Annotated in this window: 37 protein-coding genes; 33 read left to right on the forward strand and 4 right to left on the reverse strand. The window is 45.4% G+C overall.

Translation table 11 applies throughout. The annotated features are described in order from the left end of the window. The first annotated feature begins 59 nt into the window (after nucleotides 1–59). The 32 genes from fusA to rplQ all read left to right on the forward strand — a co-directional run bounded on the left by fusA (nucleotide 60) and on the right by rplQ (nucleotide 18,430). Nucleotides 60–2,156, forward strand: a complete 2,097-nt coding sequence (gene fusA, locus HOP38_RS00705) for an elongation factor G (RefSeq protein ID WP_038224544.1) — start codon at nucleotides 60–62, stop codon at nucleotides 2,154–2,156. A 123-nt stretch (nucleotides 2,157–2,279) separates the two neighbouring features. Continuing rightward, nucleotides 2,280–3,464, forward strand: a complete 1,185-nt coding sequence (tuf, locus tag HOP38_RS00710) for an elongation factor Tu (RefSeq protein ID WP_062462317.1) — start codon at nucleotides 2,280–2,282, stop codon at nucleotides 3,462–3,464. A gap of 182 nt (nucleotides 3,465–3,646) precedes the next feature. Continuing rightward, nucleotides 3,647–3,835 (forward strand): (2Fe-2S)-binding protein, encoded by a 189-nt coding sequence (locus HOP38_RS00715; RefSeq protein ID WP_062462315.1) that lies wholly within the window; start codon nucleotides 3,647–3,649, stop codon nucleotides 3,833–3,835. An 82-nt stretch (nucleotides 3,836–3,917) separates the two neighbouring features. Continuing rightward, the gene (gene bfr / locus HOP38_RS00720; protein WP_038228832.1) at nucleotides 3,918–4,394 is read left to right on the forward strand and encodes a bacterioferritin; all 477 of its coding nucleotides are present in this window, start codon (nucleotides 3,918–3,920) and stop codon (nucleotides 4,392–4,394) included. 381 nt (nucleotides 4,395–4,775) lie between these two features. Beyond that, on the forward strand, nucleotides 4,776–5,087 hold the full coding sequence (gene rpsJ, locus HOP38_RS00725; protein WP_031495630.1) for a 30S ribosomal protein S10: 312 nt from the start codon (nucleotides 4,776–4,778) through the stop codon (nucleotides 5,085–5,087). A gap of 14 nt (nucleotides 5,088–5,101) precedes the next feature. Continuing rightward, on the forward strand, nucleotides 5,102–5,731 hold the full coding sequence (gene rplC / locus HOP38_RS00730) for a 50S ribosomal protein L3 (protein ID WP_006075756.1): 630 nt from the start codon (nucleotides 5,102–5,104) through the stop codon (nucleotides 5,729–5,731). 16 nt (nucleotides 5,732–5,747) lie between these two features. Next, nucleotides 5,748–6,350 carry a 50S ribosomal protein L4 gene (gene rplD, locus HOP38_RS00735; protein WP_038228833.1) on the forward strand — a complete coding sequence of 201 codons (603 nt, stop codon included), beginning with the start codon at nucleotides 5,748–5,750 and terminating at the stop codon, nucleotides 6,348–6,350. Continuing rightward, complete coding sequence (gene rplW / locus HOP38_RS00740; RefSeq protein ID WP_031495626.1) at nucleotides 6,347–6,649, forward strand: 50S ribosomal protein L23; 303 nt, start codon at nucleotides 6,347–6,349, stop codon at nucleotides 6,647–6,649. Before rplD ends, rplW begins: the two co-directional genes overlap by 4 nt. A gap of 16 nt (nucleotides 6,650–6,665) precedes the next feature. Next, nucleotides 6,666–7,490: a 50S ribosomal protein L2 gene (rplB, locus tag HOP38_RS00745; RefSeq protein ID WP_031495624.1), complete on the forward strand. Its 825-nt coding sequence runs from the start codon at nucleotides 6,666–6,668 to the stop codon at nucleotides 7,488–7,490. Between the two features lie 19 nt (nucleotides 7,491–7,509). Then, nucleotides 7,510–7,788 carry a 30S ribosomal protein S19 gene (gene rpsS, locus HOP38_RS00750; RefSeq protein ID WP_031495622.1) on the forward strand — a complete coding sequence of 93 codons (279 nt, stop codon included), beginning with the start codon at nucleotides 7,510–7,512 and terminating at the stop codon, nucleotides 7,786–7,788. Between the two features lie 10 nt (nucleotides 7,789–7,798). Then, entirely contained in the window at nucleotides 7,799–8,131 is a 333-nt protein-coding gene (gene rplV / locus HOP38_RS00755) for a 50S ribosomal protein L22 (RefSeq protein WP_031495620.1), read from the forward strand. Nucleotides 8,132–8,147: 16 nt separating this feature from the next. Beyond that, the gene (gene rpsC, locus HOP38_RS00760) at nucleotides 8,148–8,846 is read left to right on the forward strand and encodes a 30S ribosomal protein S3 (protein WP_006075724.1); all 699 of its coding nucleotides are present in this window, start codon (nucleotides 8,148–8,150) and stop codon (nucleotides 8,844–8,846) included. 11 nt (nucleotides 8,847–8,857) lie between these two features. Further along, on the forward strand, nucleotides 8,858–9,268 hold the full coding sequence (rplP, locus tag HOP38_RS00765) for a 50S ribosomal protein L16 (RefSeq protein ID WP_006075723.1): 411 nt from the start codon (nucleotides 8,858–8,860) through the stop codon (nucleotides 9,266–9,268). After that, nucleotides 9,268–9,459 (forward strand): 50S ribosomal protein L29, encoded by a 192-nt coding sequence (rpmC, locus tag HOP38_RS00770; RefSeq protein WP_004736737.1) that lies wholly within the window; start codon nucleotides 9,268–9,270, stop codon nucleotides 9,457–9,459. The genes rplP and rpmC overlap by 1 nt, the downstream gene beginning before the upstream one ends. Beyond that, nucleotides 9,459–9,713 (forward strand): 30S ribosomal protein S17, encoded by a 255-nt coding sequence (gene rpsQ / locus HOP38_RS00775; RefSeq protein WP_006075722.1) that lies wholly within the window; start codon nucleotides 9,459–9,461, stop codon nucleotides 9,711–9,713. Before rpmC ends, rpsQ begins: the two co-directional genes overlap by 1 nt. A gap of 159 nt (nucleotides 9,714–9,872) precedes the next feature. Beyond that, on the forward strand, nucleotides 9,873–10,244 hold the full coding sequence (gene rplN, locus HOP38_RS00780; protein WP_006075569.1) for a 50S ribosomal protein L14: 372 nt from the start codon (nucleotides 9,873–9,875) through the stop codon (nucleotides 10,242–10,244). 11 nt (nucleotides 10,245–10,255) lie between these two features. After that, nucleotides 10,256–10,573, forward strand: a complete 318-nt coding sequence (rplX, locus tag HOP38_RS00785) for a 50S ribosomal protein L24 (protein WP_006075571.1) — start codon at nucleotides 10,256–10,258, stop codon at nucleotides 10,571–10,573. Nucleotides 10,574–10,598: 25 nt separating this feature from the next. Beyond that, nucleotides 10,599–11,138 carry a 50S ribosomal protein L5 gene (gene rplE / locus HOP38_RS00790; RefSeq protein ID WP_038228835.1) on the forward strand — a complete coding sequence of 180 codons (540 nt, stop codon included), beginning with the start codon at nucleotides 10,599–10,601 and terminating at the stop codon, nucleotides 11,136–11,138. A 17-nt stretch (nucleotides 11,139–11,155) separates the two neighbouring features. Next, a complete protein-coding gene (gene rpsN / locus HOP38_RS00795) occupies nucleotides 11,156–11,461 on the forward strand; it encodes a 30S ribosomal protein S14 (RefSeq protein WP_038228838.1) in 306 nt (101 codons plus the stop codon). Nucleotides 11,462–11,490: 29 nt separating this feature from the next. Next, nucleotides 11,491–11,883, forward strand: coding sequence for a 30S ribosomal protein S8 (gene rpsH / locus HOP38_RS00800; protein ID WP_004738788.1), 393 nt, complete (start codon nucleotides 11,491–11,493; stop codon nucleotides 11,881–11,883). A 12-nt stretch (nucleotides 11,884–11,895) separates the two neighbouring features. Then, on the forward strand, nucleotides 11,896–12,429 hold the full coding sequence (gene rplF / locus HOP38_RS00805; protein ID WP_038228841.1) for a 50S ribosomal protein L6: 534 nt from the start codon (nucleotides 11,896–11,898) through the stop codon (nucleotides 12,427–12,429). Between the two features lie 9 nt (nucleotides 12,430–12,438). Further along, nucleotides 12,439–12,792 (forward strand): 50S ribosomal protein L18, encoded by a 354-nt coding sequence (rplR, locus tag HOP38_RS00810; RefSeq protein WP_038228845.1) that lies wholly within the window; start codon nucleotides 12,439–12,441, stop codon nucleotides 12,790–12,792. A 14-nt stretch (nucleotides 12,793–12,806) separates the two neighbouring features. Then, complete coding sequence (gene rpsE, locus HOP38_RS00815) at nucleotides 12,807–13,307, forward strand: 30S ribosomal protein S5 (RefSeq protein ID WP_006075577.1); 501 nt, start codon at nucleotides 12,807–12,809, stop codon at nucleotides 13,305–13,307. A 7-nt stretch (nucleotides 13,308–13,314) separates the two neighbouring features. Further along, a complete protein-coding gene (rpmD, locus tag HOP38_RS00820) occupies nucleotides 13,315–13,491 on the forward strand; it encodes a 50S ribosomal protein L30 (RefSeq protein WP_004410429.1) in 177 nt (58 codons plus the stop codon). Nucleotides 13,492–13,496: 5 nt separating this feature from the next. Further along, nucleotides 13,497–13,931 carry a 50S ribosomal protein L15 gene (rplO, locus tag HOP38_RS00825; RefSeq protein WP_006075578.1) on the forward strand — a complete coding sequence of 145 codons (435 nt, stop codon included), beginning with the start codon at nucleotides 13,497–13,499 and terminating at the stop codon, nucleotides 13,929–13,931. A 20-nt stretch (nucleotides 13,932–13,951) separates the two neighbouring features. Further along, the gene (gene secY, locus HOP38_RS00830; protein WP_006075579.1) at nucleotides 13,952–15,286 is read left to right on the forward strand and encodes a preprotein translocase subunit SecY; all 1,335 of its coding nucleotides are present in this window, start codon (nucleotides 13,952–13,954) and stop codon (nucleotides 15,284–15,286) included. A 39-nt stretch (nucleotides 15,287–15,325) separates the two neighbouring features. Continuing rightward, nucleotides 15,326–15,439, forward strand: a complete 114-nt coding sequence (rpmJ, locus tag HOP38_RS00835) for a 50S ribosomal protein L36 (RefSeq protein WP_000868186.1) — start codon at nucleotides 15,326–15,328, stop codon at nucleotides 15,437–15,439. A 148-nt stretch (nucleotides 15,440–15,587) separates the two neighbouring features. Continuing rightward, a complete protein-coding gene (gene rpsM, locus HOP38_RS00840) occupies nucleotides 15,588–15,944 on the forward strand; it encodes a 30S ribosomal protein S13 (RefSeq protein WP_005450559.1) in 357 nt (118 codons plus the stop codon). 18 nt (nucleotides 15,945–15,962) lie between these two features. Further along, nucleotides 15,963–16,352, forward strand: coding sequence for a 30S ribosomal protein S11 (gene rpsK, locus HOP38_RS00845; RefSeq protein WP_001118870.1), 390 nt, complete (start codon nucleotides 15,963–15,965; stop codon nucleotides 16,350–16,352). 27 nt (nucleotides 16,353–16,379) lie between these two features. Further along, nucleotides 16,380–17,000, forward strand: coding sequence for a 30S ribosomal protein S4 (gene rpsD, locus HOP38_RS00850; RefSeq protein ID WP_031493229.1), 621 nt, complete (start codon nucleotides 16,380–16,382; stop codon nucleotides 16,998–17,000). 24 nt (nucleotides 17,001–17,024) lie between these two features. Then, entirely contained in the window at nucleotides 17,025–18,017 is a 993-nt protein-coding gene (locus HOP38_RS00855; RefSeq protein ID WP_038228852.1) for a DNA-directed RNA polymerase subunit alpha, read from the forward strand. Between the two features lie 26 nt (nucleotides 18,018–18,043). Continuing rightward, the gene (gene rplQ / locus HOP38_RS00860; protein WP_031493230.1) at nucleotides 18,044–18,430 is read left to right on the forward strand and encodes a 50S ribosomal protein L17; all 387 of its coding nucleotides are present in this window, start codon (nucleotides 18,044–18,046) and stop codon (nucleotides 18,428–18,430) included. Nucleotides 18,431–18,528: 98 nt separating this feature from the next. Here the strand turns inward: rplQ and HOP38_RS00865 are convergent, their stop codons facing one another. Next, nucleotides 18,529–19,002 (reverse strand): DUF2780 domain-containing protein, encoded by a 474-nt coding sequence (locus HOP38_RS00865; protein ID WP_124940542.1) that lies wholly within the window; start codon nucleotides 19,000–19,002, stop codon nucleotides 18,529–18,531. 92 nt (nucleotides 19,003–19,094) lie between these two features. Continuing rightward, nucleotides 19,095–19,718 (reverse strand): BamJ family beta-barrel-assembly machinery protein, encoded by a 624-nt coding sequence (locus tag HOP38_RS00870; RefSeq protein WP_038228857.1) that lies wholly within the window; start codon nucleotides 19,716–19,718, stop codon nucleotides 19,095–19,097. Nucleotides 19,719–19,929: 211 nt separating this feature from the next. Here HOP38_RS00870 and HOP38_RS00875 point away from each other — a divergent pair, with 211 nt between their 5' ends. After that, nucleotides 19,930–20,526, forward strand: coding sequence for a LysM-like peptidoglycan-binding domain-containing protein (locus HOP38_RS00875; RefSeq protein ID WP_124940543.1), 597 nt, complete (start codon nucleotides 19,930–19,932; stop codon nucleotides 20,524–20,526). Nucleotides 20,527–20,583: 57 nt separating this feature from the next. Here the strand turns inward: HOP38_RS00875 and HOP38_RS00880 are convergent, their stop codons facing one another. Beyond that, nucleotides 20,584–21,036: a GNAT family N-acetyltransferase gene (locus tag HOP38_RS00880; RefSeq protein ID WP_124940544.1), complete on the reverse strand. Its 453-nt coding sequence runs from the start codon at nucleotides 21,034–21,036 to the stop codon at nucleotides 20,584–20,586. A 90-nt stretch (nucleotides 21,037–21,126) separates the two neighbouring features. Continuing rightward, entirely contained in the window at nucleotides 21,127–23,088 is a 1,962-nt protein-coding gene (gene cpdB, locus HOP38_RS00885) for a 2',3'-cyclic-nucleotide 2'-phosphodiesterase (protein WP_198557254.1), read from the reverse strand. Nucleotides 23,089–23,184 lie beyond the last annotated feature (96 nt).

Raw genomic sequence — 23,184 nt, forward strand, 5'->3', positions numbered from 1 at the left:
AGGTTCTCTCGCAGCACTTTTCTATACTCTAAGGTTAACCTTAGTAAGAGGATACAATCGTGGCTCGTAAAACTCCTATTGAGCGCTATCGTAATATCGGTATCGTTGCTCACGTAGATGCAGGTAAAACAACCACAAGTGAGCGTATTCTGTTCTACACTGGCCTTTCTCACAAAATCGGCGAAGTTCACGATGGTGCTGCAACCATGGACTGGATGGAGCAGGAGCAAGAGCGTGGTATCACTATCACATCTGCTGCTACTACTACCTTCTGGCGTGGTATGGAAGCACAATTCCAAGATCATCGCGTAAACATCATTGATACCCCTGGACACGTTGACTTTACTATCGAAGTAGAGCGTTCTTTGCGTGTGCTTGATGGTGCAGTGGTTGTATTCTGTGGCTCATCAGGTGTTGAACCTCAGTCTGAAACTGTATGGCGTCAAGCTGATAAATATCACGTTCCACGTATGGTATTTGTGAACAAGATGGACCGTGCAGGCGCAGACTTCCTACGCGTTGTGGACCAAATTAAAAATCGTCTTGGTGCGAACCCAGTTCCAATCCAATTAAACATTGGTGCAGAAGATGAGTTCAAAGGTGTCATCGACCTTATCAAGATGAAAGCAATCAACTGGAACGATGCCGATCAAGGCATGACCTTCACTTACGAAGAGATTCCAGCAGAACTGCAAGATGAAGCTGAAGAGTGGCGCAACAACATGGTTGAAGCCGCTGCAGAAGCAAGCGAAGAGTTGATGGATAAATACCTTGAAGAAGGCGAACTAACGGAAGCTGAAATCAAGGCGGGTCTGCGTACTCGTACACTAAATAACGAAATTGTACTCGCAACATGTGGTAGTGCATTTAAGAACAAAGGTGTGCAAGCGGTACTAGACGCGGTTATCGAATATCTTCCTTCTCCAGTAGACGTACCTGCGATTAAAGGTATCGACGATGATGAGAACGAAGTAGAGCGTCACGCGGACGACAACGAACCATTCGCTGCACTTGCATTTAAGATTGCAACCGACCCGTTTGTAGGCACTCTAGCGTTTATGCGCGTTTACTCAGGTGTCGTAAACTCGGGTGATGCTGTTTACAACTCAGTGAAGCAAAAGCGTGAACGCTTTGGCCGTATCGTTCAAATGCACTCAAATAAGCGCGAAGAAGTAAAAGAAGTTCGTGCGGGTGACATTGCAGCAGCGATTGGTCTGAAGGACGTAACAACAGGTGATACCCTGTGTGACCAGAACCACAAAGTGATTCTTGAGCGCATGGAATTCCCTGAGCCAGTTATTCAGATCGCGGTAGAGCCTCGCTCTCAAGCTGACCAAGAGAAAATGGGTATTGCGCTAGGTAAACTGGCAGCAGAAGACCCGTCGTTCCGTGTGGAAACCGATGACGAAACTGGCCAAACGCTAATTTCAGGTATGGGTGAGCTTCACCTAGACATCATCGTTGACCGTATGAAGCGCGAATTCAGTGTTGATTGCAACGTGGGTAAACCTCAAGTTGCGTACCGCGAAACAATTCGCGGCAGCACAGAAGTTGAAGGCAAATTTGTTCGCCAATCAGGTGGTCGTGGTCAATATGGTCACGTATGGCTTAAGCTTGAGCCATCTGAAGCGGGTGAAGGGTTTGTGTTCGTTGACGAGATCGTGGGTGGTGTGGTTCCTAAGGAATACATCAGCTCGGTATCGAAAGGTATCGAAGAGCAGATGAACAACGGTGTTCTTGCTGGCTATCCTGTACTGGATGTCAAAGCAACACTGTATGATGGCTCTTACCATGATGTCGACTCTAGCGAGATGGCGTTTAAGATCGCCGGCTCGATGGCCTTCAGAAAAGGTGCGCTTGAAGCACAACCTGTTCTGCTTGAGCCAATGATGAAGGTTGAAGTAACGACTCCAGAAGATTGGATGGGTGATGTTGTTGGTGACCTTAACCGTCGCCGCGGCATGATCGAAGGTATGGATGACGGCCACGCTGGCCTTAAGATCATCCGTGCACAAGTACCGCTCTCTGAGATGTTTGGTTACGCAACTGACTTGCGTAGTGCGACCCAAGGTCGTGCGTCATATTCGATGGAATTTAGCGAATACGCTGAGACTCCGAAGAATGTGGCGGATGCGATTATTGCACAGCGCAGCTAATCAGCTATTGTTTAGTAATGAATCTGTTGCGTTGAGTAAAATTGACGCATAAAATAGCAAATTCTGGCGCGCCCCGACAAAATTCGTTCTCGGGGCGAATCATAACTAGGAAGGAACACGATCGTGTCTAAAGAAAAATTTGAACGTACTAAACCGCACGTTAACGTTGGTACTATCGGCCACGTTGACCACGGTAAAACAACTCTAACTGCTGCAATCTGTACTACTCTAGCTAAAGTGTACGGCGGTGAAGCGAAAGACTTCGCATCTATCGATAACGCTCCAGAAGAGCGTGAGCGCGGTATCACAATCGCAACTTCTCACGTTGAGTACGACACTCCAACTCGTCACTACGCACACGTAGACTGCCCAGGACACGCGGATTATGTTAAAAACATGATCACTGGTGCTGCGCAAATGGACGGTGGTATCCTAGTTGTTGCTGCAACTGACGGCCCAATGCCTCAGACTCGTGAGCACATCCTACTAGGCCGTCAGGTTGGTATCCCTTACATCATCGTATTCATGAACAAGTGTGACATGGTTGATGATGAAGAGCTTCTAGAGCTAGTTGAAATGGAAGTTCGTGAACTTCTATCTGAGTATGATTTCCCAGGTGATGACCTACCAGTTATCCAAGGTTCTGCACTAGGCGCACTAAACGGCGAAGAGCAGTGGGAAGCGAAAATCGTTGAGCTTGCAGAAGCACTAGACTCTTACATCCCAGAGCCAGAGCGTGCAGTAGACCAACCGTTCCTACTACCAATCGAAGACGTATTCTCGATCCAAGGTCGTGGTACAGTTGTAACTGGTCGTATCGAGCGCGGTATCCTACGCGTAGGTGACGAAGTAGAAATCGTAGGTATCAAAGARACTACAACTACTACTTGTACTGGTGTTGAGATGTTCCGTAAGCTTCTTGACGAAGGTCGTGCTGGTGAGAACGTTGGTGCACTTCTACGTGGTACTAAGCGTGACGAAGTTGAGCGTGGTCAAGTTCTTGCAGCTCCTGGCTCAATCAACCCACACACTAARTTCGAGTCAGAAGTATACGTACTTTCTAAAGACGAAGGCGGCCGTCATACTCCGTTCTTCAAAGGCTACCGTCCACAGTTCTACTTCCGTACAACTGACGTAACTGGTGACATCTCTCTACCAGAAGGCGTAGAAATGGTAATGCCAGGTGACAACATCCAAATGCAAGTTGAGCTAATCGCTCCAATCGCAATGGACGAAGGTCTACGTTTCGCTATCCGTGAAGGTGGCCGTACAGTAGGTGCTGGTGTTGTTGCTAAGATCTTCGACTAATATTTAGTTGATAATCGCAATAAACATAAAAAGAGGAGCTTAGGCTCCTCTTTTTTTGTGCGACTAAATGTATTTCTTGTTCAGTGGGTTAGCTGATTGCTGCCAGTTCAACCAAAAATAGCACTAGTAATGCTAACAATTCTCGTTTATATTTATATCCGTGAATTGTTTAAGGTTGTATTATGTTTGTTTGTCTTTGCCACGGCATCTCTGATAAAAAACTGCGTAAGCTTGCTATCGAAGAGGGTATCAGCGATATGCGCACCATCAGAAAATGCACTTCTCTTGGCTCTCAATGTGGTAAGTGTGTCAAACAAGCTAAAGAAATCTTGAGCGAAACACAGACGCTTCAGCTTGCAAAAGTAAGCTAACCTCAAGACCTTCGTCTGGTCACTTTGACACCTCTCCAATAGGTTCTACAGTTATTAATGAGCCAAAGAGGAGGGTTTTGTCATGAAAGGCGATCCAATCATAATTCAACATCTCAATAAAATACTGGGCAATGAACTCGTTGCTATCAATCAATACTTCCTTCACGCAAGAATGTACAAAGACTGGGGGCTAAAGCATCTAGCCGATAAGGAATACCATGAATCTATCGATGAGATGAAACACGCAGATCATCTTATTGAACGTATATTATTTTTGGAAGGTCTACCCAACCTCCAGGACTTGGGGAAGCTCATGATCGGAGAAGACACCAAAGAGATGCTCGAGTGCGACCTTAAACTTGAGATGGATGCGATACCAGACTTAAAAGATGCTATTGCTTATGCAGAAGATACGCGCGATTTTGTCTCAAGAGATCTGTTCCAAGATATTCTCGAAGATGAGGAGGAGCATGTCGATTGGCTAGAGACTCAATTGGGACTAATTGAAAAAGTCGGTATAGAAAACTACTTACAAGCGCAGTTCGTCGACGAAGAATAATGACGCAAATGGTTTCCAAGGGCTTAAGCAACCAGCTTGAGCCCTTTTTAAATGACATTTCTGATTAATTTTCCCTCACCCCTTGCATACCTTTTTGTGATCTGTATAATGCGTCGCACTGGTTAAGCCAGTTGTGAACCAATGAGCAAAGAGGAGTAAGTGGATTACCTCGGTAAATCACTTAGTAACGTAGACTCAGCTTATGTTCGCAGTTAATACAATTAACCCGCTATCATTGATAGTAGGCTAATCGAAAATTAGCTGACAATGCGCTCAATTAGAGTGCTACGGTTTCACATAAATCAATCGGCATTCTCTCGCCTTCGCGAGTATGAGTGGCGATATTGTTTGTGTAATAATTAATTATTGGAGCTCTGTCTCATGCAGAACCAACGTATTCGTATCCGCCTAAAGGCTTTCGATTATAAACTAATCGATCAGTCTACTGCGGAAATCGTTGAAACAGCTAAGCGTACCGGCGCACAGGTTCGTGGTCCAATTCCACTACCTACTCGTAAAGAGCGTTTCACTGTTCTTATCTCTCCACACGTCAACAAAGATGCACGTGACCAGTACGAAATCCGTACTCACAAGCGTTTGATCGACATCGTTGAGCCAACAGACAAAACTGTTGACGCTCTAATGCGTCTTGATCTTGCTGCTGGCGTTGATGTTCAAATCAGCCTAGGTTAAGGGAGATTAGAAGAATGATTGGTCTAGTCGGACGTAAAGTGGGTATGACCCGCATTTTTACCGAAGAAGGCGTTTCTATCCCTGTAACAGTTGTTGAGGTTGAAGCGAACCGTGTAACTCAAGTACGTACACTTGATACTGACGGTTATGCAGCAATCCAGGTAACTGCAGGCGAAAAGAAAGCTAGCCGTGTTTCTAAGCCAGAAGCTGGCCACTTTGCGAAAGCAGGTGTTGAAGCAGGTCGCGGTCTTTGGGAATTCCGTTTGGAAAACGGTGAAGAGTTTGAAGTTGGCGCTGAGCTAAACGTAGAACTTTTCAACGACGTAAAAAAAGTAGACGTTACTGGCACATCTAAGGGTAAAGGTTTCCAAGGCGCTGTTAAGCGTTGGAACTTCGCTACTCAAGATATGACACACGGTAACTCATTGTCTCACCGTGCTCCGGGTTCAATTGGTCAATGCCAAACTCCAGGTCGCGTATTTAAAGGCAAGAAAATGGCAGGTCACATGGGTGCTGAGCGTGTAACGACTCAAAACCTAGAGATCGTACGTGTTGACGCTGAGCGCAATCTGCTTCTTATTAAAGGTGCAGTCCCAGGCGCAACTGGCGGCAACGTGATCGTAAAACCAGCTATTAAAGCTTAACGTCTAGGAGTAAGTAATGGAATTGATGGTTAAAGGTGCTGATGCACTAACTGTTTCCGAGACTACTTTCGGACGTGACTTCAACGAAGCTCTTGTACACCAAGTAGTTGTTGCTTTTGCAGCAGGTGCTCGTCAAGGTACTCGTGCTCAAAAGACTCGTTCTGAAGTATCTGGCGGTGGCGCTAAGCCATGGCGTCAAAAAGGTACTGGCCGTGCTCGTGCTGGTACAATTCGTAGCCCTATCTGGCGTACAGGTGGTGTTACTTTTGCTGCGAAACCACAAGATCACAGCCAAAAAGTAAACAAAAAAATGTACCGCGGTGCTATGAAGAGCATTCTTTCTGAGCTAGTTCGTCAAGAGCGTTTAATCGTTGTTGATAACTTCTCTGTAGAAGCTCCAAAAACCAAAGAGCTTGTAGCTAAGCTAAAAGAGCTTGAGCTAACAGATGCGCTTATCGTGACTAGCGAAGTAGATGAGAATCTATTCCTAGCTGCTCGTAACCTATACAAAGTTGACGCACGTGACGTTGCTGGTATCGACCCAGTTTCACTAATCGCGTTCGACAAAGTTGTAATTACTGCAGAAGCAGTTAAGCAAGTTGAGGAGATGCTAGCATGATCACTGAAGAGCGTATCCTAAAAGTTCTACGTGCTCCTCATATCTCTGAGAAAGCAACTATGGCAGCAGAGAAAGCGAACACTATCGTTTTCAAAGTAGCTAAAGATGCAACTAAGAAAGAGATCAAAGCAGCTGTAGAAAAGCTATTTGAAGTTGAAGTTAAGTCTGTAAATACTCTTATTCTTAAGGGTAAGACTAAACGTCAAGGTCTACGTCAAGGTCGCCGCAGCGACGTTAAGAAGGCGTATGTGACTCTGGCGGAAGGTCAAGATCTTGACTTCGTTGGCGGTGCGGAATAACAGGAGTAGTTAAACAATGGCTATTGTTAAATGTAAGCCGACTTCCCCTGGTCGTCGTCACGTAGTTAAAGTTGTTAACGCTGACCTACACAAAGGTAAGCCTTACGCTCCACTTCTAGAGAAAAACTCTAAGAACGGTGGTCGTAACAACAACGGTCGTATCACAGTACGTCACATCGGTGGTGGTCACAAGCATCACTATCGTTTGATTGATTTCAAACGTACTAAAGATGGCATCCCAGCGAAAGTTGAGCGCCTAGAATACGATCCAAACCGTAGCGCAAACATCGCTCTAGTTCTGTACGCAGACGGTGAGCGTCGCTACATCATTGCACCAAAAGGCATCCAAGCGGGTGACTCTATCCAGTCTGGTGTTGATGCGCCTATCAAAGCAGGTAACACTCTGCCGATGCGCAACATCCCAGTAGGTTCTACAGTACACTGTGTTGAACTGAAACCTGGTAAAGGTGCACAAATTGCTCGTTCTGCAGGTGCATACGCACAAATCATCGCTCGCGATGGTGCATATGTAACTCTACGCCTACGTTCTGGCGAAATGCGCAAAGTACTATCTGAAGGCCGTGCAACAATCGGTGAAGTAGGTAATGCTGAGCACATGCTACGCGAACTAGGTAAAGCTGGTGCTAGCCGCTGGCGCGGTGTTCGTCCAACCGTTCGCGGTGTGGTAATGAACCCGGTAGACCACCCACACGGTGGTGGTGAAGGTCGTACTTCTGGTGGCCGTCACCCAGTATCTCCTTGGGGTCAGCCAACTAAAGGCTTTAAGACTCGTAAGAACAAGCGCACTGACAAGTACATCGTACGTCGTCGTAACAAGTAATCTATAAAGAGGAATCGCCATGCCACGTTCTCTCAAGAAAGGTCCATTTATTGACCTACACTTGCTGAAGAAGGTAGAGAAAGCGGTGGAAAGCGGAGACAAAAAGCCTGTTAAGACTTGGTCCCGTCGTTCAATGATCATTCCATCAATGATTGGTTTGACCATCGCTGTCCATAATGGTCGTCAGCACGTACCAGTATTCGTAACCGAAGAAATGATCGGTCACAAGCTGGGCGAATTTGCACCAACTCGCACTTATCGCGGCCACGCTGCTGATAAGAAAGCTAAGAAGAAATAAGGAGTAGATGATGGAAGCTATCGCTAAACATAACTTTGCTCGTATTTCTCCACAGAAAGCTCGCTTAGTTGCAGACCAAATCCGCGGTAAAAACGTGGATCAAGCTCTTGAACTACTAACTTTCAGCAACAAAAAAGCTGCTGTACTAGTTAAGAAAGTTCTTGAATCAGCAATCGCGAATGCGGAACACAACGAAGGTGCAGATATCGACGATCTATCAGTCGCTAAAATCTTCGTAGATGAAGGCCCAATCATGAAGCGTATTATGCCTCGTGCAAAAGGCCGTGCGGACCGTATCTTGAAGCGTTCTTGCCACATCACTGTTGTTGTTGCAGACGCTTAAGACTAGGAGATAAGCAATGGGTCAGAAAGTACATCCTAATGGTATTCGTCTTGGCATCGTTAAGCCTTGGAATGCTACATGGTTTGCTAACACCAAAGAATTCGCTGACAACCTAGACGGCGACTTCAAGGTACGTCAGTTCCTTACTAAGGAACTAGCAAAAGCGTCTCTTTCACGCATCGTTATCGAGCGTCCAGCTAAGAGCATCCGTGTGACTATTCACACTGCTCGTCCTGGCGTTGTTATCGGTAAGAAAGGCGAAGACGTTGAGAAGCTACGCACAGCTGTAGCTAAAATCGCAGGTGTACCAGCGCAAATTAACATCGCTGAAGTACGTAAGCCTGAGCTAGACGGCCAACTTGTGGCTGATAGCATCGCGTCTCAACTTGAGCGTCGTGTTATGTTCCGTCGTGCTATGAAGCGTGCGGTACAAAATGCTATGCGTCTTGGCGCTAAAGGTATCAAAGTGGAAGTAAGCGGTCGTCTAGGCGGCGCTGAAATCGCACGTTCTGAGTGGTACCGTGAAGGCCGTGTGCCTCTACACACTCTACGTGCTGACATTGATTACGCAACTTCTTCGGCTCACACTCAATACGGTGTGATCGGCATTAAAGTTTGGATCTTCAAAGGTGAGATTCTAGGCGGTATGCCAGCAGCTAACGCTGTAGAGCCAAAAGGCGATAAGCCTAAGAAGCAGCGCAAAGGCCGTAAGTAAGGAGTCGACAGATGCTACAACCTAAACGTACTAAGTTCCGTAAGGTTCAGACTGGTCGCAACCGTGGTCTAGCTAAAGGTACAGACGTAAGCTTCGGCACATTCGGTCTTAAGGCTGTTGGTCGTGGTCGTCTTACTGCTCGTCAGATCGAAGCGGCTCGTCGTGCAATGACGCGTCACGTTAAGCGTCAAGGTAAAATCTGGATTCGTGTATTCCCAGACAAGCCTATCACAGAAAAACCACTAGAAGTTCGTCAAGGTAAGGGTAAAGGTAACGTTGAGTACTGGGTAGCCCAAATCCAACCTGGTAAGGTTATGTACGAAATGGACGGTGTACCTGAAGAGTTGGCACGTGAAGCGTTCCGCCTAGCGGCTCGCAAACTGCCGTTCAAAACTACATTTGTAACTAAGCAGGTGATGTGATGAAAGCACAAGATCTACGCGAAAAAAACGTTGAAGAGCTTAACGCTGAGCTTTTGAATTTGCTACGCGAACAGTTCAACTTGCGCATGCAAGCTGCAACTGGTCAGCTACAGCAAACTCATACTCTGAAAGCTGTACGCCGTGATATCGCACGTGTGAAAACTGTTTTGACTGAGAAGGCAGGCGCATAATGAGCGAACAAATCCGTACTCAACAAGGTCGTGTAATTAGCAACAAAGGCGACAAGTCTATTGTTGTTGCAATCGAACGCATGGTTAAACACCCAATTTACGGTAAATTCGTAAAGCGTACGACTAAACTACACGCACATGACGAAAACAACGAGTGTGGCATTGGCGACACAGTTGAAGTTCGTGAGTGCCGTCCACTGTCTAAGATGAAGTCTTGGACTTTGGTTAGCATTGTAGAAAAAGCGAAGATTTAATCGTTTTTTTTATGAAAATCAAGCGGCTCCAAATTTTTTTTGGGGCCGCTTATTTTTTGTCTACCCAATCACAAAAAAGGGTGGTACAATTCGCGTCCCTTTAAAGAGGCAGCCCGACCCGAGAGGGTCTAGTTTTTAATATTTAGCGGAGCACTAACAATGATCCAAATGCAAAGTACACTTGACGCTGCAGATAACTCTGGCGCGCGCAAGGTAATGTGTATTAAGGTTCTGGGTGGCTCACACCGTCGTTATGCACACATCGGCGACATCATCAAAGTTACTGTGAAAGAAGCAATTCCTCGCGGTAAAGTTAAAAAAGGTGATGTTCTGAAGGCGGTAGTTGTTCGCACCCGTAAAGGCGTTCGTCGTCCAGACGGTTCTGTCATTCGCTTCGACCGTAATGCTTGTGTATTGTTAAACGACACTACTGAGCAACCAGTCGGCACACGTATCTTTGGTCCTGTGACTCGTGAACTTCGTAACGCGAAATTCATGAAAATTGTGTCACTAGCACCTGAAGTTCTGTAAGGAGCGTCAACATGGCAGCTAAAATCCGTCGTAATGACGAAGTAATCGTTCTTGCTGGTAAAGATAAAGGCAAGAAAGGTAAAGTAACTAAGGTTCTAGCAACCGGTAAAGTTATCGTTGAAGGTATCAACCTTGTTAAGAAGCACCAGAAGCCTGTACCGGCTCTTGGTCAACAAGGTGGCATCGTTGAACAAGAAGCAGCTATTGATGCTTCTAACGTTGCAGTCTTTAACGCGGCTACTGGTAAAGCTGACCGCATCGGTTTCCGTATCGAAGATGGCAAGAAAGTTCGTTTCTTCAAGTCTAACGGCGAAACTGTTTCTAACTAATTAGAAAGTAATTTGGAGTTCTACTATGGCGAAACTGCATGATTACTACAAGTCGTCTGTAGTTGCTGAATTGACCAAACAATTCAACTACTCAAGCGTCATGCAAGTCCCTAGGATTGAGAAAATCACCCTAAACATGGGCGTTGGTGAAGCAATCAACGATAAGAAACTGCTAGAAAACGCAGCATCTGATATGGCAACGATCTCTGGTCAAAAGCCACTTATCACTAAAGCGCGTAAATCTGTTGCAGGTTTCAAAATTCGTGAAGGCTACCCAATTGGTTGTAAAGTAACCTTGCGTGGCGAACGTATGTGGGAATTTTTAGAGCGTTTAATCTCTATCGCACTTCCACGTGTACGTGACTTCCGTGGCGTTAGCGCTAAGTCTTTTGACGGACGCGGTAACTACAGCATGGGCGTTCGCGAGCAAATCATCTTCCCGGAAATCGACTACGATAAAGTAGACCGTGTTCGCGGCCTAGACATCACTATTACGACGTCTGCTGCAAACGATGAGGAAGGCCGAGCTCTGCTGGCTGCCTTTAACTTCCCATTCCGTAAGTAAGGTGAAGGGTTACTGTTATGGCTAAACAATCAATGAAAGCGCGCGAAGTAAAACGCGCGAAGCTAGTAGCTAAATTTGCTGAAAAGCGTTCAGCTCTTAAAGCTATCATTAGCGATGTAAACGCATCTGAAGAAGATCGTTGGAATGCGGTTCTTAAACTGCAGTCTCTTCCACGTGATTCAAGTGCTTCACGTCAGCGCAACCGTTGCAACCAAACTGGTCGTCCACACGGTTACCTACGTAAGTTCGGTCTAAGCCGTATCAAAGTTCGCGAAGCTTGCATGAAAGGCGAGATTCCTGGACTTCGTAAGGCTAGCTGGTAATTGCCACTTAATCATTTGGAGTAAATCTTATGAGCATGCAAGATCCGATTTCGGATATGCTGACCCGCGTTCGTAACGGTCAGGCAGCAAACAAAGTTGCTGTAAAAATGCCTTCTTCAAAGCTTAAAGTTGCAATTGCTGCACTACTGAAAGCTGAAGGCTACATCGTTGACTTCGCTGTTGAAGGCGAAGCAAAACCAGAGCTAGAAGTTACACTTAAGTACTTCCAAGCAAAACCTGTAATTGAGCAAATCAAACGTGTTTCACGTCCTGGTCTGCGTGTCTATAAAAACAAAGACTCGCTACCAACTGTGATGGGCGGTTTGGGTATTGCTGTTGTTTCTACTTCCAAGGGTCTGATGTCAGACCGCGCTGCGCGTAAAGCAGGTCTTGGCGGTGAAATCATCTGTTACGTAGCTTAATAGGAGTAGATTATGTCTCGTGTTGCTAAGGCACCTGTCGCTATTCCAGCTGGCGTAGAGGTGAAACTTGACGGTCAAGAAATTACCGTTAAAGGCGCTAAAGGCGAACTAACTCGCGTTCTAAACAACGCTGTAGTTATTGCGCAAGAAGAGAACAACCTTACTTTCGGTCCACGCGACGGTGTTGCTAACGCATGGGCACAAGCAGGTACTGCTCGTGCACTAGTAAACAACATGGTTGTTGGTGTTACTGAAGGCTTTACTAAGAAGCTAACTCTTAAAGGTGTAGGTTACCGTGCTGCTATCAAAGGCAACGCTGTAGGTCTAACACTAGGCTTCTCTCACCCAGTTGAGCACGAGTTGCCAGCGGGTATTAAAGCTGAATGTCCAAGCCAAACTGAAATCGTGATCACTGGTTGTGACAAGCAACTTGTTGGTCAAGTAGCGGCTGACATTCGTTCTTACCGTGAGCCTGAGCCTTATAAAGGTAAAGGTGTTCGTTACGCAGATGAAAATGTGCGTACTAAAGAAGCTAAGAAGAAGTAAGGTAACACTATGGATAAGAAAGCATCTCGCATCCGTCGTGCTACACGTGCACGTCGTAAGATTGCAGAACTGGGTGCAACTCGCCTAGTAGTACACCGTACTCCTCGTCACGTTTACGCTCAAGTAATCGCAGCGAACGGCTCTGAAGTAATCGCAGCCGCTTCTACGGTAGAAAAAGCAATTCGTGAAGAAGTTAAGAGTACTGGTAACATCGATGCAGCTAAAGCAGTAGGTAAAGCTGTTGCTGAGCGCGCGCTTGAGAAAGGCGTATCTGCTGTTGCATTCGATCGTTCTGGTTTCCAATACCACGGTCGAGTAGCGGCGCTAGCAGAATCTGCTCGCGAAGCTGGTCTGAAATTCTAAGGTAGGGTTGGAAGATGGCTAAAGAACAACAACAAGCTAGTGATTTGCAAGAAAAGCTAATCGCAGTTAACCGTGTTTCTAAGACGGTTAAAGGTGGTCGAATCATGAGCTTCACTGCACTAACAGTAGTTGGTGACGGTAACGGTCGTGTAGGTTTCGGTTACGGTAAAGCCCGTGAAGTACCTGCTGCGATTCAAAAAGCAATGGAAAAAGCGCGTCGTAACATGGTTACTGTAGCGCTTAACGAAGGCACTCTTCACCACCCGGTGAAAGGTCGCCACTCTGGCTCTAAAGTTTACATGCAGCCAGCAGCAGAAGGTACGGGTGTTATCGCAGGTGGTGCGATGCGTGCAGTACTAGAAGTTGCAGGTGTACACAACGTACTATCTAAAGCATACGGTTCTACGAACCCTATCAACATCGTTCGTGCAACGATCGACGCTCTAGACAGCATGAAGTCACCAGAAATGGTTGCTGCTAAACGTGGTCTAACTGTTGAAGCTATTTCGGAGTAAGAACACCATGGCAACTATCAAAGTAACTCAAACTAAGAGCTCAATTGGTCGCCTACCTAAGCACAAAGCGTGTCTAAAGGGTCTTGGCCTTCGTAAAATCAACCACACAGTAGAACTTGAAGATACTCCGTGCGTACGCGGTATGATCAACAAGGTTTACTACATGGTTAAAGTTGAGGAGTAATCAGAATGCGTTTGAATACTCTATCACCGGCTGCGGGTTCTAAGCCTTCTAAGAAGCGCGTAGGTCGTGGTATCGGTTCTGGCCTAGGTAAAACTGGTGGCCGTGGTCACAAAGGCCAAAAATCACGCTCTGGCGGCAGTGTTCGTCCAGGCTTCGAAGGCGGTCAAATGCCTTTGAAACAGCGTCTACCTAAGTTCGGTTTCACTTCTCGTAAGAGCCTAGTGTCTGCTGAAGTTCGTCTAGCTGAGCTAGCGAAAGTAACTGGTGATGTTGTTGACCTAAACAGCCTTAAAGCAGCTAACGTTATCACTAAGAACATCGAATTTGTAAAAGTTGTTCTTTCAGGTGAAATCAACAAAGCTGTGACTGTTAAAGGTCTACGCGTGACTAAAGGCGCTAAAGCTGCAATCGAAGCTGCAGGCGGTAAAATCGAGGATTAATCTCGAGGGACGAGGTACAGATGGCTAAGAAACCAGGACAAGATTTTAGTAGTGCTAAGAGCGGCTTAAACGAACTCAAGTCGCGCCTTTTATTTGTAATTGGTGCACTTTTAGTGTTCCGCGCTGGCTCTTTTGTGCCGATTCCTGGTATTGACGCGGCTGTACTTGCCGATTTGTTCGAACAGCAAAAAGGTACCATCGTAGAAATGTTTAACATGTTCTCCGGTGGTGCATTAGAGCGTGCATCTATTTTAGCACTGGGCATCATGCCGTATATTTCGGCTTCGATTGTTGTCCAGTTGCTAACTGTAGTTCATCCAGCGTTAGCCGAACTCAAGAAAGAGGGTGAGGCAGGGCGTCGTAAGATTAGCCAATATACGCGTTATGGTACGCTTGTACTTGCAACATTCCAGGCAATAGGTATCGCAACTGGCCTTCCAAACATGGTCAATAATCTGGTTGTTATCAACCAAACCATGTTTACGCTAATTGCTACCGTAAGTTTAGTAACTGGTACCATGTTCTTAATGTGGTTAGGTGAACAAATTACAGAGCGTGGAATCGGTAATGGTATTTCCATTCTGATCTTTGCAGGTATTGTTGCTGGATTGCCTTCGGCAATCGGTCAAACAATCGAGCAAGCGCGTCAAGGTGAACTGCACGTACTTCTTCTGCTGTTGATTGCTGTACTTGCTTTCGCAGTTATTTACTTTGTGGTCTTTATGGAGCGTGGTCAACGTCGTATCGTCGTTAACTATGCAAAACGCCAACAAGGCCGTAAAGTGTTTGCTGCACAAAGCACGCACCTACCGTTGAAAATCAATATGGCAGGTGTTATTCCAGCAATCTTTGCATCAAGTATTATCCTGTTCCCAGGAACATTGGCTCAGTGGTTTGGCCAAAATGGTGAGAGCAGCGCGTTCGGTTGGTTAACTGACGTGTCATTGGCTCTTAGCCCAGGTCAACCGTTGTATGTAATGCTTTATGCTGCAGCGATTATATTCTTCTGTTTCTTCTACACGGCGTTGGTATTCAACCCGCGTGAAACAGCAGATAACTTGAAGAAGTCTGGTGCGTTCGTACCCGGCATCCGCCCAGGTGAGCAGACAGCTAAGTATATTGATAAAGTAATGACTAGACTTACCCTTGCAGGTGCTCTATATATTACCTTTATCTGTCTGATTCCCGAGTTCATGATGGTCGCGTGGAACGTTCGTTTCTACTTCGGCGGTACTTCACTACTAATCGTAGTGGTAGTAATTATGGACTTTATGGCACAGGTACAGACTCATCTGATGTCACAACAGTATGATTCTGTGTTGAAAAAAGCAAATCTGAAAGGTTACGGCCGTTAATCCGGCGGTAGTCTCAGATTTCATTTACGGAGTTTAGCAATGAAAGTTCGTGCTTCCGTTAAAAAAATCTGCCGTAACTGCAAAGTTATCAAGCGCAACGGTGTTGTGCGTGTTATCTGCAGTGAGCCAAAGCACAAACAGCGCCAAGGCTAATTAAGCAGAAATTTTTACTTGAAATTAAAGGTATGGTCGAGTATATTCCTCGGCCTACCTTTTGCGTGCAAAAGAAGTAGCACTCCGCAGCGTATCCATAACGGGCTTTGCTGCGGCTATTCTTTTTAAGAAACACTAGGAGTGAATAATGGCCCGTATAGCAGGCATTAACATTCCTGATCAAAAACACGCTGTAATCGCACTAACTGCGATCTACGGCATCGGTAAAACTCGCTCTCAAGCTATCCTAGCTGAAGTGGGTATTGCTGAAGATGTTAAGATCAGTGAACTAACTGAAGAGCAGATCGATCAACTGCGTGATGGTGTAGCTAAGTACACTGTAGAAGGTGATCTACGTCGTGAAGTATCAATGAACATCAAGCGTCTTATGGACCTTGGCTGTTACCGTGGTCTTCGTCATCGTCGCAGTCTACCACTACGTGGACAGCGTACTAAAACCAACGCTCGCACCCGTAAGGGTCCGCGTAAGCCGATCAAGAAATAATCGGGAAGGTAGAGTACAATGGCTAAACAACCAACTCGCGCTCGTAAGCGCGTACGCAAGCAAGTTGCAGATGGCGTTGCGCACATCCATGCTTCTTTCAATAACACAATCGTAACTATTACTGACCGTCAAGGTAATGCTCTAGCATGGGCTACTGCAGGTGGTTCAGGTTTCCGCGGTTCTCGTAAGTCTACTCCGTTCGCTGCACAGGTTGCTGCTGAGCGTTGTGCTGAAATGGCTAAAGAATACGGTCTTAAGAACTTGGAAGTTATGGTTAAGGGTCCAGGTCCAGGTCGTGAATCTACTGTTCGCGCACTGAACGCTGCTGGTTTCCGCATCACGAACATCGTTGACGCGACACCAATCCCTCATAACGGTTGTCGTCCACCTAAGAAACGTCGCGTATAACGTTTCTAGGATAATTGGAGAAGAATCATGGCAAGATATTTGGGTCCTAAGCTGAAGCTTAGCCGTCGCGAAGGTACTGACTTATTCCTTAAGTCTGGTGTACGCGCGATCGATACCAAGTGTAAAATTGATAACGCACCAGGTGTACACGGCGCTCGTCGCGGTCGTCTATCTGAGTATGGCGTTCAGCTTCGTGAGAAGCAAAAAGTTCGTCGTATCTACGGCGTTCTAGAAAAACAATTCCGTAACTACTACAAAGAAGCAGCTCGCCTTAAAGGCAACACTGGTGAAAACCTACTTCAGCTTCTTGAAGGTCGTCTAGATAACGTAGTTTACCGCATGGGCTTTGGCGCAACTCGCGCAGAAGCACGTCAGCTAGTTAGCCACAAAGCTATCCTAGTTAACGGTAAAGTTGTAAACGTTCCTTCTTTCAAAGTTGCGGCTAACGACGTTGTTTCTATCCGCGAGAAAGCTAAACAGCAAGCTCGTATTAAAGCGGCTCTAGAAGTTGCTGAACAACGTGAAAAACCAACTTGGATTGAAGTAGATGCTGGCAAGATGGAAGGTACATTCAAGCGTATGCCTGAGCGTTCAGATCTATCTGCTGACATTAACGAACACTTGATCGTCGAGCTTTACTCTAAGTAAGGTTTAAACTAAAGAGAGGACACAATGCAGGGTTCTGTAACAGAATTTCTTAAGCCACGTCTTGTTGACATCGAACAGATCAGCACGACACACGCAAAAGTAACTCTTGAGCCATTAGAGCGTGGCTTTGGTCACACTCTAGGTAATGCACTTCGCCGTATTTTACTTTCGTCTATGCCAGGTTGTGCAGTGACAGAAGTTGAAATCGAAGGCGTTCTGCACGAGTACAGCACTAAAGAAGGCGTTCAAGAGGATATCCTTGAGATACTTCTAAACTTGAAAGGCCTAGCTGTTCGCGTCGCGGAAGGCAAAGATGAAGTGTTTATTACACTGAACAAATCAGGCTCAGGCCCTGTTGTTGCAGGTGACATCACCCATGATGGTGATGTAGAGATCGCTAACCCAGAACACGTTATTTGTCACCTAACGGATGACAACGCTGAGATTTCTATGCGAATCAAAGTTGAACGTGGTCGTGGTTACGTTCCAGCTTCAGCTCGTATCCATACTGAAGAAGATGAGCGTCCAATCGGTCGTTTGCTTGTTGACGCAACTTACAGCCCAGTAGACAAAATTGCCTACGCTGTAGAAGCGGCACGTGTTGAGCAGCGTACTGACTTAGACAAGCTTGTTATCGATATGGAAACGAACGGTACTCTAGAACCTGAGGAAGCTATCCGTCGCGCAGCTACTATCCTAGCTGAGCAATTGGATGCATTCGTAGATCTTCGTGATGTACGTGTTCCTGAGGAGAAGGAAGAGAAGCCGGAGTTCGATCCTATTCTACTGCGTCCTGTAGACGATCTTGAACTAACAGTTCGCTCTGCTAACTGTCTAAAAGCAGAAGCGATTCACTACATCGGTGATCTTGTACAGCGTACTGAGGTTGAGCTACTTAAAACGCCAAACCTTGGTAAAAAATCTCTTACTGAGATTAAAGACGTACTTGCATCACGTGGTCTTTCTCTAGGCATGCGCCTAGAAAATTGGCCACCAGCGTCTATCGCTGAAGATTAATCGATACTAGTTAGAAGGATTAGGTCATGCGCCATCGTAAGAGTGGTCGTCAACTCAACCGCAACAGCAGCCATCGCAAAGCGATGTTCAGCAATATGGCTAGCTCTCTTGTACGTCATGAAGTAATCAAGACTACATTGCCTAAAGCAAAAGAGCTACGTCGCGTAGTTGAGCCTTTGATTACACTAGCTAAGACTGACAGTGTTGCTAACCGTCGTCTAGCATTTGCACGTACTCGTGATAACGAAGTAGTTGCGAAACTATTCAACGAACTAGGTCCACGTTTTGCTGCTCGTCAGGGCGGTTACACTCGTATCCTAAAAGCTGGCTTCCGTGCTGGTGATAAAGCTCCAATGGCTTACATTGAGCTTGTAGATCGCCCAGAAGCATCTGAAGAAGCTGCTGCTGAGTAATCAGTAGGTTCGTAAGAACTGAAAAGCCGAGCATTTATGCTCGGCTTTTTTGTATCTATAGAATTTGCTATCGATAGAACATCGCGTAGCAATGTTGCCTATTCCTGCCATAAGCCACTCAACGAGTTCATTAAGCCACTGCTCGCGCCTTGTGTGCCCAGATAATCCAATATCACTGGCGTGAATTGGGAGATCAAAGCAGGGTCCAATCCAACTGATGCAAAGGCATTTTTAACACTTTCCATGTTCTCTACTGAACTGAGTAAACCACTATTTGTGAGTGAACTTAGCCCTGGAATTAGTGAATTCAATTCACTCCCTTGTCCTGAGCCTAACTGATTTTTAGCTAGAGAAAGCAGTGCACCGGCGCCTGTTGCTGCCTGTTGTGGGGAAATCGACAGTTCTTTAACTAAGTTGTCGACAACTGGTGAGTTGGTTTGAGCCAATTGAGAGGCGCTACTTAATAGACTATTTGCAGAGTCAGAACTAACGCCAGATATATCGAATTCGGCGTAGCTATTAAATGAGAAGGTGGTAGTTATCGCTAAGGTTAAAATCACACTTTTAGTCATGCTTTGTCCTATTAATTATTGATAGTTAAAGCATAGCGTAAAAAAAAGCAGCGCTTAATAGCGCTGCTTTTAGATTCAATTTAAATGTGACATTACGCTAGGATGTCTAGAAGCTCTACTTCAAATACAAGAGCAGCAAATGGAGGGATAGCAGCACCAGCGCCACGCTCACCGTATGCTAGGTCTTGAGGAATGTATAGTTTCCACTTAGAACCTACAGGCATTAGTTGAAGTGCTTCAACCCAACCTTTGATTACGCCAGTCACAGGGAACTCTGCAGGCTGACCGCGAGATACTGAGCTGTCGAAGACAGTACCGTCTGTTAGTTCACCGTGATAGTGAACACGTACTGTGTTTTCTGCGGTTGGTACTGCGCCAGTACCTTCAGTAATTACTTCGTATTGAAGACCAGACTCAAGAACAGTTACTTCTGAACGTAGAGCGTTGTCTTTTAGGAAAGCTTCGCCGTCTGCTGCCGCTGCTTTCGCCGCTTCTTGACGAGCTGATTCTGCACGAGTGTGAAGCTCTTGAAGAGCTGCATTGATTGCGTCGATTTCGATTTCTGGCATGTCACCAGTTAGCGCAGTTGCAATGCCTTTAGCGATTGCGTCTACGTTTAGGCCTTCAAGGCCGCTACCTGCAAGTTGTTGGCCCATTTGTAGACCAATACCATAGCTTGCTTTCTGTTCTACAGTTTCTAATTTCACGTCAGACATGACGGTCTCTCTTGCTATTCGAATGAAGGTGAAAGGATACCAGTTCTAGTGTGAAACCGAAACGCTCTAACCAACTTTTACTAATTAATTCGTTTTCGTTGTTAAAGTTGTGACATTTGACTGCTATAAAAGGTAATTCCTGCGATTTTCCTATACTCTAAACGCAGGTTTTTTTAAACTGAAGCGGTTGTTTATTAGGAGACGGAATGTAATGAATCGTCGTCAAAGAAAGAAGCAAAAAGTTGACCACGTTCAAGTGCTAAAGGACAAATGGCAGGCTCTCGACTTTTCGAGCTTAAAGAAAATAAATAAGCCTGATGTTTCACAATGGACGTCAAAAATTAAGGCGTTCTGGATGAGACTTCCACGTCTTCATCGACGTCTATTAAGCGTTCTAATTCCTCTATTGGTGGTATTACTACTCATCCCAACCAAAAAGAACGAACCCGCTCAAGCGACTCAGGCCAATCAGCGAATCGCTGTAAGTGTTAATACCGAGTCTCTTAGCGAACAACCCTCCAGCGTACAGTCTGAGCAGTTAGTAGAAACCAATTGGCGTGAGTATACCGTCAAAAAAGGTGACACACTGGCGCAGGTGTTTCGTAAAAACCAGTTATCTATGGCCGACCTGAATTCGTTAGCAAGAATAGAAGGAAGCGACAAACCGTTAAGTCGTATTAAGCAAGGTCAGTTGATTCGGTTCAAATTCAGCCCAGAAGGTAATCTAGATATTCTACAAATTGAACGTGGCGATCAGTCCATCATGTTCTTTAGACTATCAGATGGAGGCTTCGGTCGTAGTAAGTGACAACGAAGTAATTAAGAGCAATTCAATAAACAAAGGGGCCTATATTGGCCCCTTTGTTTATTTTAGAAGTTTCATATCTATATGGGGGATATCGTCTTCCATATACTCTTCAGAGCAAGCTTCAAAACCGTGTCGCGAATAATATTTTTGTAGATGAGATTGTGCGCCAATCTTTATGGTTTCATTAGGCCAAAGGCGCTGGCACTCCAGTTTAGCTTGAACAATGAGATCATGACCAAGTCCGCCACCTCTATGTGATGCTTTAGTTGCGACTCTACCGATACTCACATAGTCGTAAGTAGTGCCTTTGGGTAATAGTCTTGCACATGCGACAAGAGTGTCGCCATCATAGCCCATTAAATGATGAACTCCGTTAACTTGGTCATGATTATCCAACTCAGGGTAAGGGCAGGTTTGCTCTACGACAAACACGTCGACTCGAAGCTTCAACAGTTCATACAACTCAAGTGTGGTTAGCTGGGTAAAGGTTTTAGTGTTCCAATTAATCATAGTTCTCACTTGTCACTGTTTTTTCTTAGACTAAACGGACAGCAAAAAAAAAGCCACGCATTATGCGTGGCTTATTATCGATTAACTTAATTATTTTTGTAGATCGATTTGGTAAACCGCGAAACCGACATCATCGGTAGCGACTTTCTTCATTGGATATTGACCTTTGTCCTTGATGAACTGTGCCGCTTTATTCGATGGTGATGTTTCAAAACGAACATCTAATGCAACATCCGCTTTGATAGGAGCAAAACGCCAGTTGTTATCTGCGCTTGGTGTGACTTCACCTTTTTCTTGGCTAACTTTAGAGATGTAGTTGGCCACGATAGTACGGTTTTCATCCGGTGAATCAAACGCAATAAAGTCACTGCCTGTACCTGGGAACTTGTTGCTGTATGCACGGTAGTTATTAGTCGCAATGATAAAGGTTTGTTTCATGTCGATTGGTTTACCTTTGTAGGTAAGATCTACGATTCGCTCACTGTTACCATCAAGTAGTTTGCAGTTACCATCATAACGAGCAGGCTTACTGACATCGATCTGGTAGTTTACCCCGTCCATAACATCAAAGTTATAAGTGCGGAAACCATCCCAATCGATAAGCGATTGAGGTTGGCTTGATGTCACATCAATTTGCTTGAATTGGCCAGCAGAGCACTCAAGCCACTCTTTGACTTCTTTACCGGTTACTTTCAGAGCAACTAGTGTATTTGGATAGAGATAAAGGTCGGCTGCGTTACGGAATGTAAGCTGACCTGACTCTACTTCAGTGAAGTTTGCTGGGTCATTTTTACGACCACCGGCTTTAAATGGAGCTGCAGCAGAAAGTACCGGTAAACCATCTAGGTCCGGATCACCTTGAATCATGGTTTCTACATAGTCTTTTTGCGCTAAGTTGACGATTTGAACCGTAGGATCATCCTGAACTAGAGCAAGGAAGCTGTACATCACGTCATTCGCTTTACCAATAGGTTGATTAACGAAGTCGCGTGTTGCATTGTGATCTTCTTTGACTGCGCTGACGATGCCTTTATCAGCGTCAACAAGTGGTTTCTTATTGGTAGCGTCGAAAATAGGGCGTGCTTCTGTTTGCGCTTCCGCGACTTTCCAGCTATCGCCGTCTTGTTCTAACACAAGATCCATCACACCGACGTGGCTACCCCAACGGCCAGGCATAACCGCTGCAACACCGTTAATTGTACCTTTTTGGTTATCAACGCCTTGAATATTGTCAAAACCTTTACCAGGGAATACGGCATGAGAGTGACCAAATGCAATGGCATCAATACCGTCTACTTCAGATAAGTAATAGGTCGAGTTTTCTGCGCCAGCTTTGTAAGGGTCACTTGATACGCCAGAGTGAGGAATCGCAACAATAATGTCTGCGCCTTCCTTTTTCATTTGAGGGACGAGCTTTTCAGCGGTTTCTTTAATGTCTTTGGCGAAAACTTTACCTTCTAAGTTCTTCTTATCCCATACCATGATTTGTGGTGGAACAAAGCCGATATAACCAACTTTAACTTCGTGAGCATTGCCATCAGTGTCTTTGAAGGTGTGTGTTTTGATTAAATAAGGCTTGAAGTAGTGTTCGCCCGTTTTCTTATCAAATACGTTAGCGCTGACGTACGGGAAGTTAGCACCTTCCAATGTTGTCGCTAAAAACTCTAGACCGTAGTTAAACTCGTGGTTACCGATGTTACCCACATCGTAGTCCAATTGATTCATCGCTTTATAGACTGGATGTGTTTCACCAGGCTTGATGCCCTTAGACGCCATATAATCGCCCATCGGACTACCTTGAATAAGGTCACCGTTATCAACGAGAACACTGTTCGTTACTTCATTACGCGCTTCTTTTACTAGTGTGGCAGCTCGAGCTAAACCAATCTTCTGAGTTGGCTTATCTTTGTAATAGTCATAGTCCATGACATTGGTGTGAATGTCAGTTGTTTCGATAATTCGGAGCTTAATTTCATCTGCCATTGCTGGGCCCGCCATCGCTAGCATGCCACCAAGAACTGCAATTGAAATAGGTTTCACTGCCACTTTCATCTTCATATCCTTTGTAGGGGTAATTGATTTTAAACTTGCTAAGTGTAGCAATTTGTTGTGTAAGAAAGTTTACGTATACATAAAAAGTGTGATCTT

The organism is Vibrio mediterranei (genome assembly GCF_013364395.1).
GTDB classification, from domain to species: domain Bacteria; phylum Pseudomonadota; class Gammaproteobacteria; order Enterobacterales; family Vibrionaceae; genus Vibrio; species Vibrio mediterranei.

Bases quoted from the DNA above. Each gene is read 5' to 3' on its own strand.
- rplC (WP_006075756.1), top strand. From the start codon at position 5,102: ATGATTGGTCTAGTCGGACGTAAAGTGGGTATGACCCGCATTTTTACC.
- rplV (WP_031495620.1), top strand. From the start codon at position 7,799: ATGGAAGCTATCGCTAAACATAACTTTGCTCGTATTTCTCCACAGAAA.
- secY (WP_006075579.1), top strand. From the start codon at position 13,952: ATGGCTAAGAAACCAGGACAAGATTTTAGTAGTGCTAAGAGCGGCTTA.
- rpsH (WP_004738788.1), top strand. From the start codon at position 11,491: ATGAGCATGCAAGATCCGATTTCGGATATGCTGACCCGCGTTCGTAAC.
- HOP38_RS00715 (WP_062462315.1), top strand. From the start codon at position 3,647: ATGTTTGTTTGTCTTTGCCACGGCATCTCTGATAAAAAACTGCGTAAG.
- cpdB (WP_198557254.1), bottom strand. From the start codon at position 23,088: ATGAAAGTGGCAGTGAAACCTATTTCAATTGCAGTTCTTGGTGGCATG.
- HOP38_RS00865 (WP_124940542.1), bottom strand. From the start codon at position 19,002: ATGACTAAAAGTGTGATTTTAACCTTAGCGATAACTACCACCTTCTCA.
- rpsC (WP_006075724.1), top strand. From the start codon at position 8,148: ATGGGTCAGAAAGTACATCCTAATGGTATTCGTCTTGGCATCGTTAAG.
- rpsE (WP_006075577.1), top strand. From the start codon at position 12,807: ATGGCTAAAGAACAACAACAAGCTAGTGATTTGCAAGAAAAGCTAATC.
- rpsQ (WP_006075722.1), top strand. From the start codon at position 9,459: ATGAGCGAACAAATCCGTACTCAACAAGGTCGTGTAATTAGCAACAAA.
- rplO (WP_006075578.1), top strand. From the start codon at position 13,497: ATGCGTTTGAATACTCTATCACCGGCTGCGGGTTCTAAGCCTTCTAAG.
- rpsM (WP_005450559.1), top strand. From the start codon at position 15,588: ATGGCCCGTATAGCAGGCATTAACATTCCTGATCAAAAACACGCTGTA.
- rplW (WP_031495626.1), top strand. From the start codon at position 6,347: ATGATCACTGAAGAGCGTATCCTAAAAGTTCTACGTGCTCCTCATATC.
- rplF (WP_038228841.1), top strand. From the start codon at position 11,896: ATGTCTCGTGTTGCTAAGGCACCTGTCGCTATTCCAGCTGGCGTAGAG.
- bfr (WP_038228832.1), top strand. From the start codon at position 3,918: ATGAAAGGCGATCCAATCATAATTCAACATCTCAATAAAATACTGGGC.
- rpmJ (WP_000868186.1), top strand. From the start codon at position 15,326: ATGAAAGTTCGTGCTTCCGTTAAAAAAATCTGCCGTAACTGCAAAGTT.
- rplR (WP_038228845.1), top strand. From the start codon at position 12,439: ATGGATAAGAAAGCATCTCGCATCCGTCGTGCTACACGTGCACGTCGT.
- rplP (WP_006075723.1), top strand. From the start codon at position 8,858: ATGCTACAACCTAAACGTACTAAGTTCCGTAAGGTTCAGACTGGTCGC.
- rpsN (WP_038228838.1), top strand. From the start codon at position 11,156: ATGGCTAAACAATCAATGAAAGCGCGCGAAGTAAAACGCGCGAAGCTA.
- rpsS (WP_031495622.1), top strand. From the start codon at position 7,510: ATGCCACGTTCTCTCAAGAAAGGTCCATTTATTGACCTACACTTGCTG.
- rplX (WP_006075571.1), top strand. From the start codon at position 10,256: ATGGCAGCTAAAATCCGTCGTAATGACGAAGTAATCGTTCTTGCTGGT.
- rpmC (WP_004736737.1), top strand. From the start codon at position 9,268: ATGAAAGCACAAGATCTACGCGAAAAAAACGTTGAAGAGCTTAACGCT.
- rplQ (WP_031493230.1), top strand. From the start codon at position 18,044: ATGCGCCATCGTAAGAGTGGTCGTCAACTCAACCGCAACAGCAGCCAT.
- rpsK (WP_001118870.1), top strand. From the start codon at position 15,963: ATGGCTAAACAACCAACTCGCGCTCGTAAGCGCGTACGCAAGCAAGTT.
- HOP38_RS00875 (WP_124940543.1), top strand. From the start codon at position 19,930: ATGAATCGTCGTCAAAGAAAGAAGCAAAAAGTTGACCACGTTCAAGTG.
- HOP38_RS00880 (WP_124940544.1), bottom strand. From the start codon at position 21,036: ATGATTAATTGGAACACTAAAACCTTTACCCAGCTAACCACACTTGAG.
- HOP38_RS00870 (WP_038228857.1), bottom strand. From the start codon at position 19,718: ATGTCTGACGTGAAATTAGAAACTGTAGAACAGAAAGCAAGCTATGGT.
- rplD (WP_038228833.1), top strand. From the start codon at position 5,748: ATGGAATTGATGGTTAAAGGTGCTGATGCACTAACTGTTTCCGAGACT.
- rpmD (WP_004410429.1), top strand. From the start codon at position 13,315: ATGGCAACTATCAAAGTAACTCAAACTAAGAGCTCAATTGGTCGCCTA.
- rplN (WP_006075569.1), top strand. From the start codon at position 9,873: ATGATCCAAATGCAAAGTACACTTGACGCTGCAGATAACTCTGGCGCG.
- rpsJ (WP_031495630.1), top strand. From the start codon at position 4,776: ATGCAGAACCAACGTATTCGTATCCGCCTAAAGGCTTTCGATTATAAA.
- rplB (WP_031495624.1), top strand. From the start codon at position 6,666: ATGGCTATTGTTAAATGTAAGCCGACTTCCCCTGGTCGTCGTCACGTA.
- rpsD (WP_031493229.1), top strand. From the start codon at position 16,380: ATGGCAAGATATTTGGGTCCTAAGCTGAAGCTTAGCCGTCGCGAAGGT.
- rplE (WP_038228835.1), top strand. From the start codon at position 10,599: ATGGCGAAACTGCATGATTACTACAAGTCGTCTGTAGTTGCTGAATTG.
- HOP38_RS00855 (WP_038228852.1), top strand. From the start codon at position 17,025: ATGCAGGGTTCTGTAACAGAATTTCTTAAGCCACGTCTTGTTGACATC.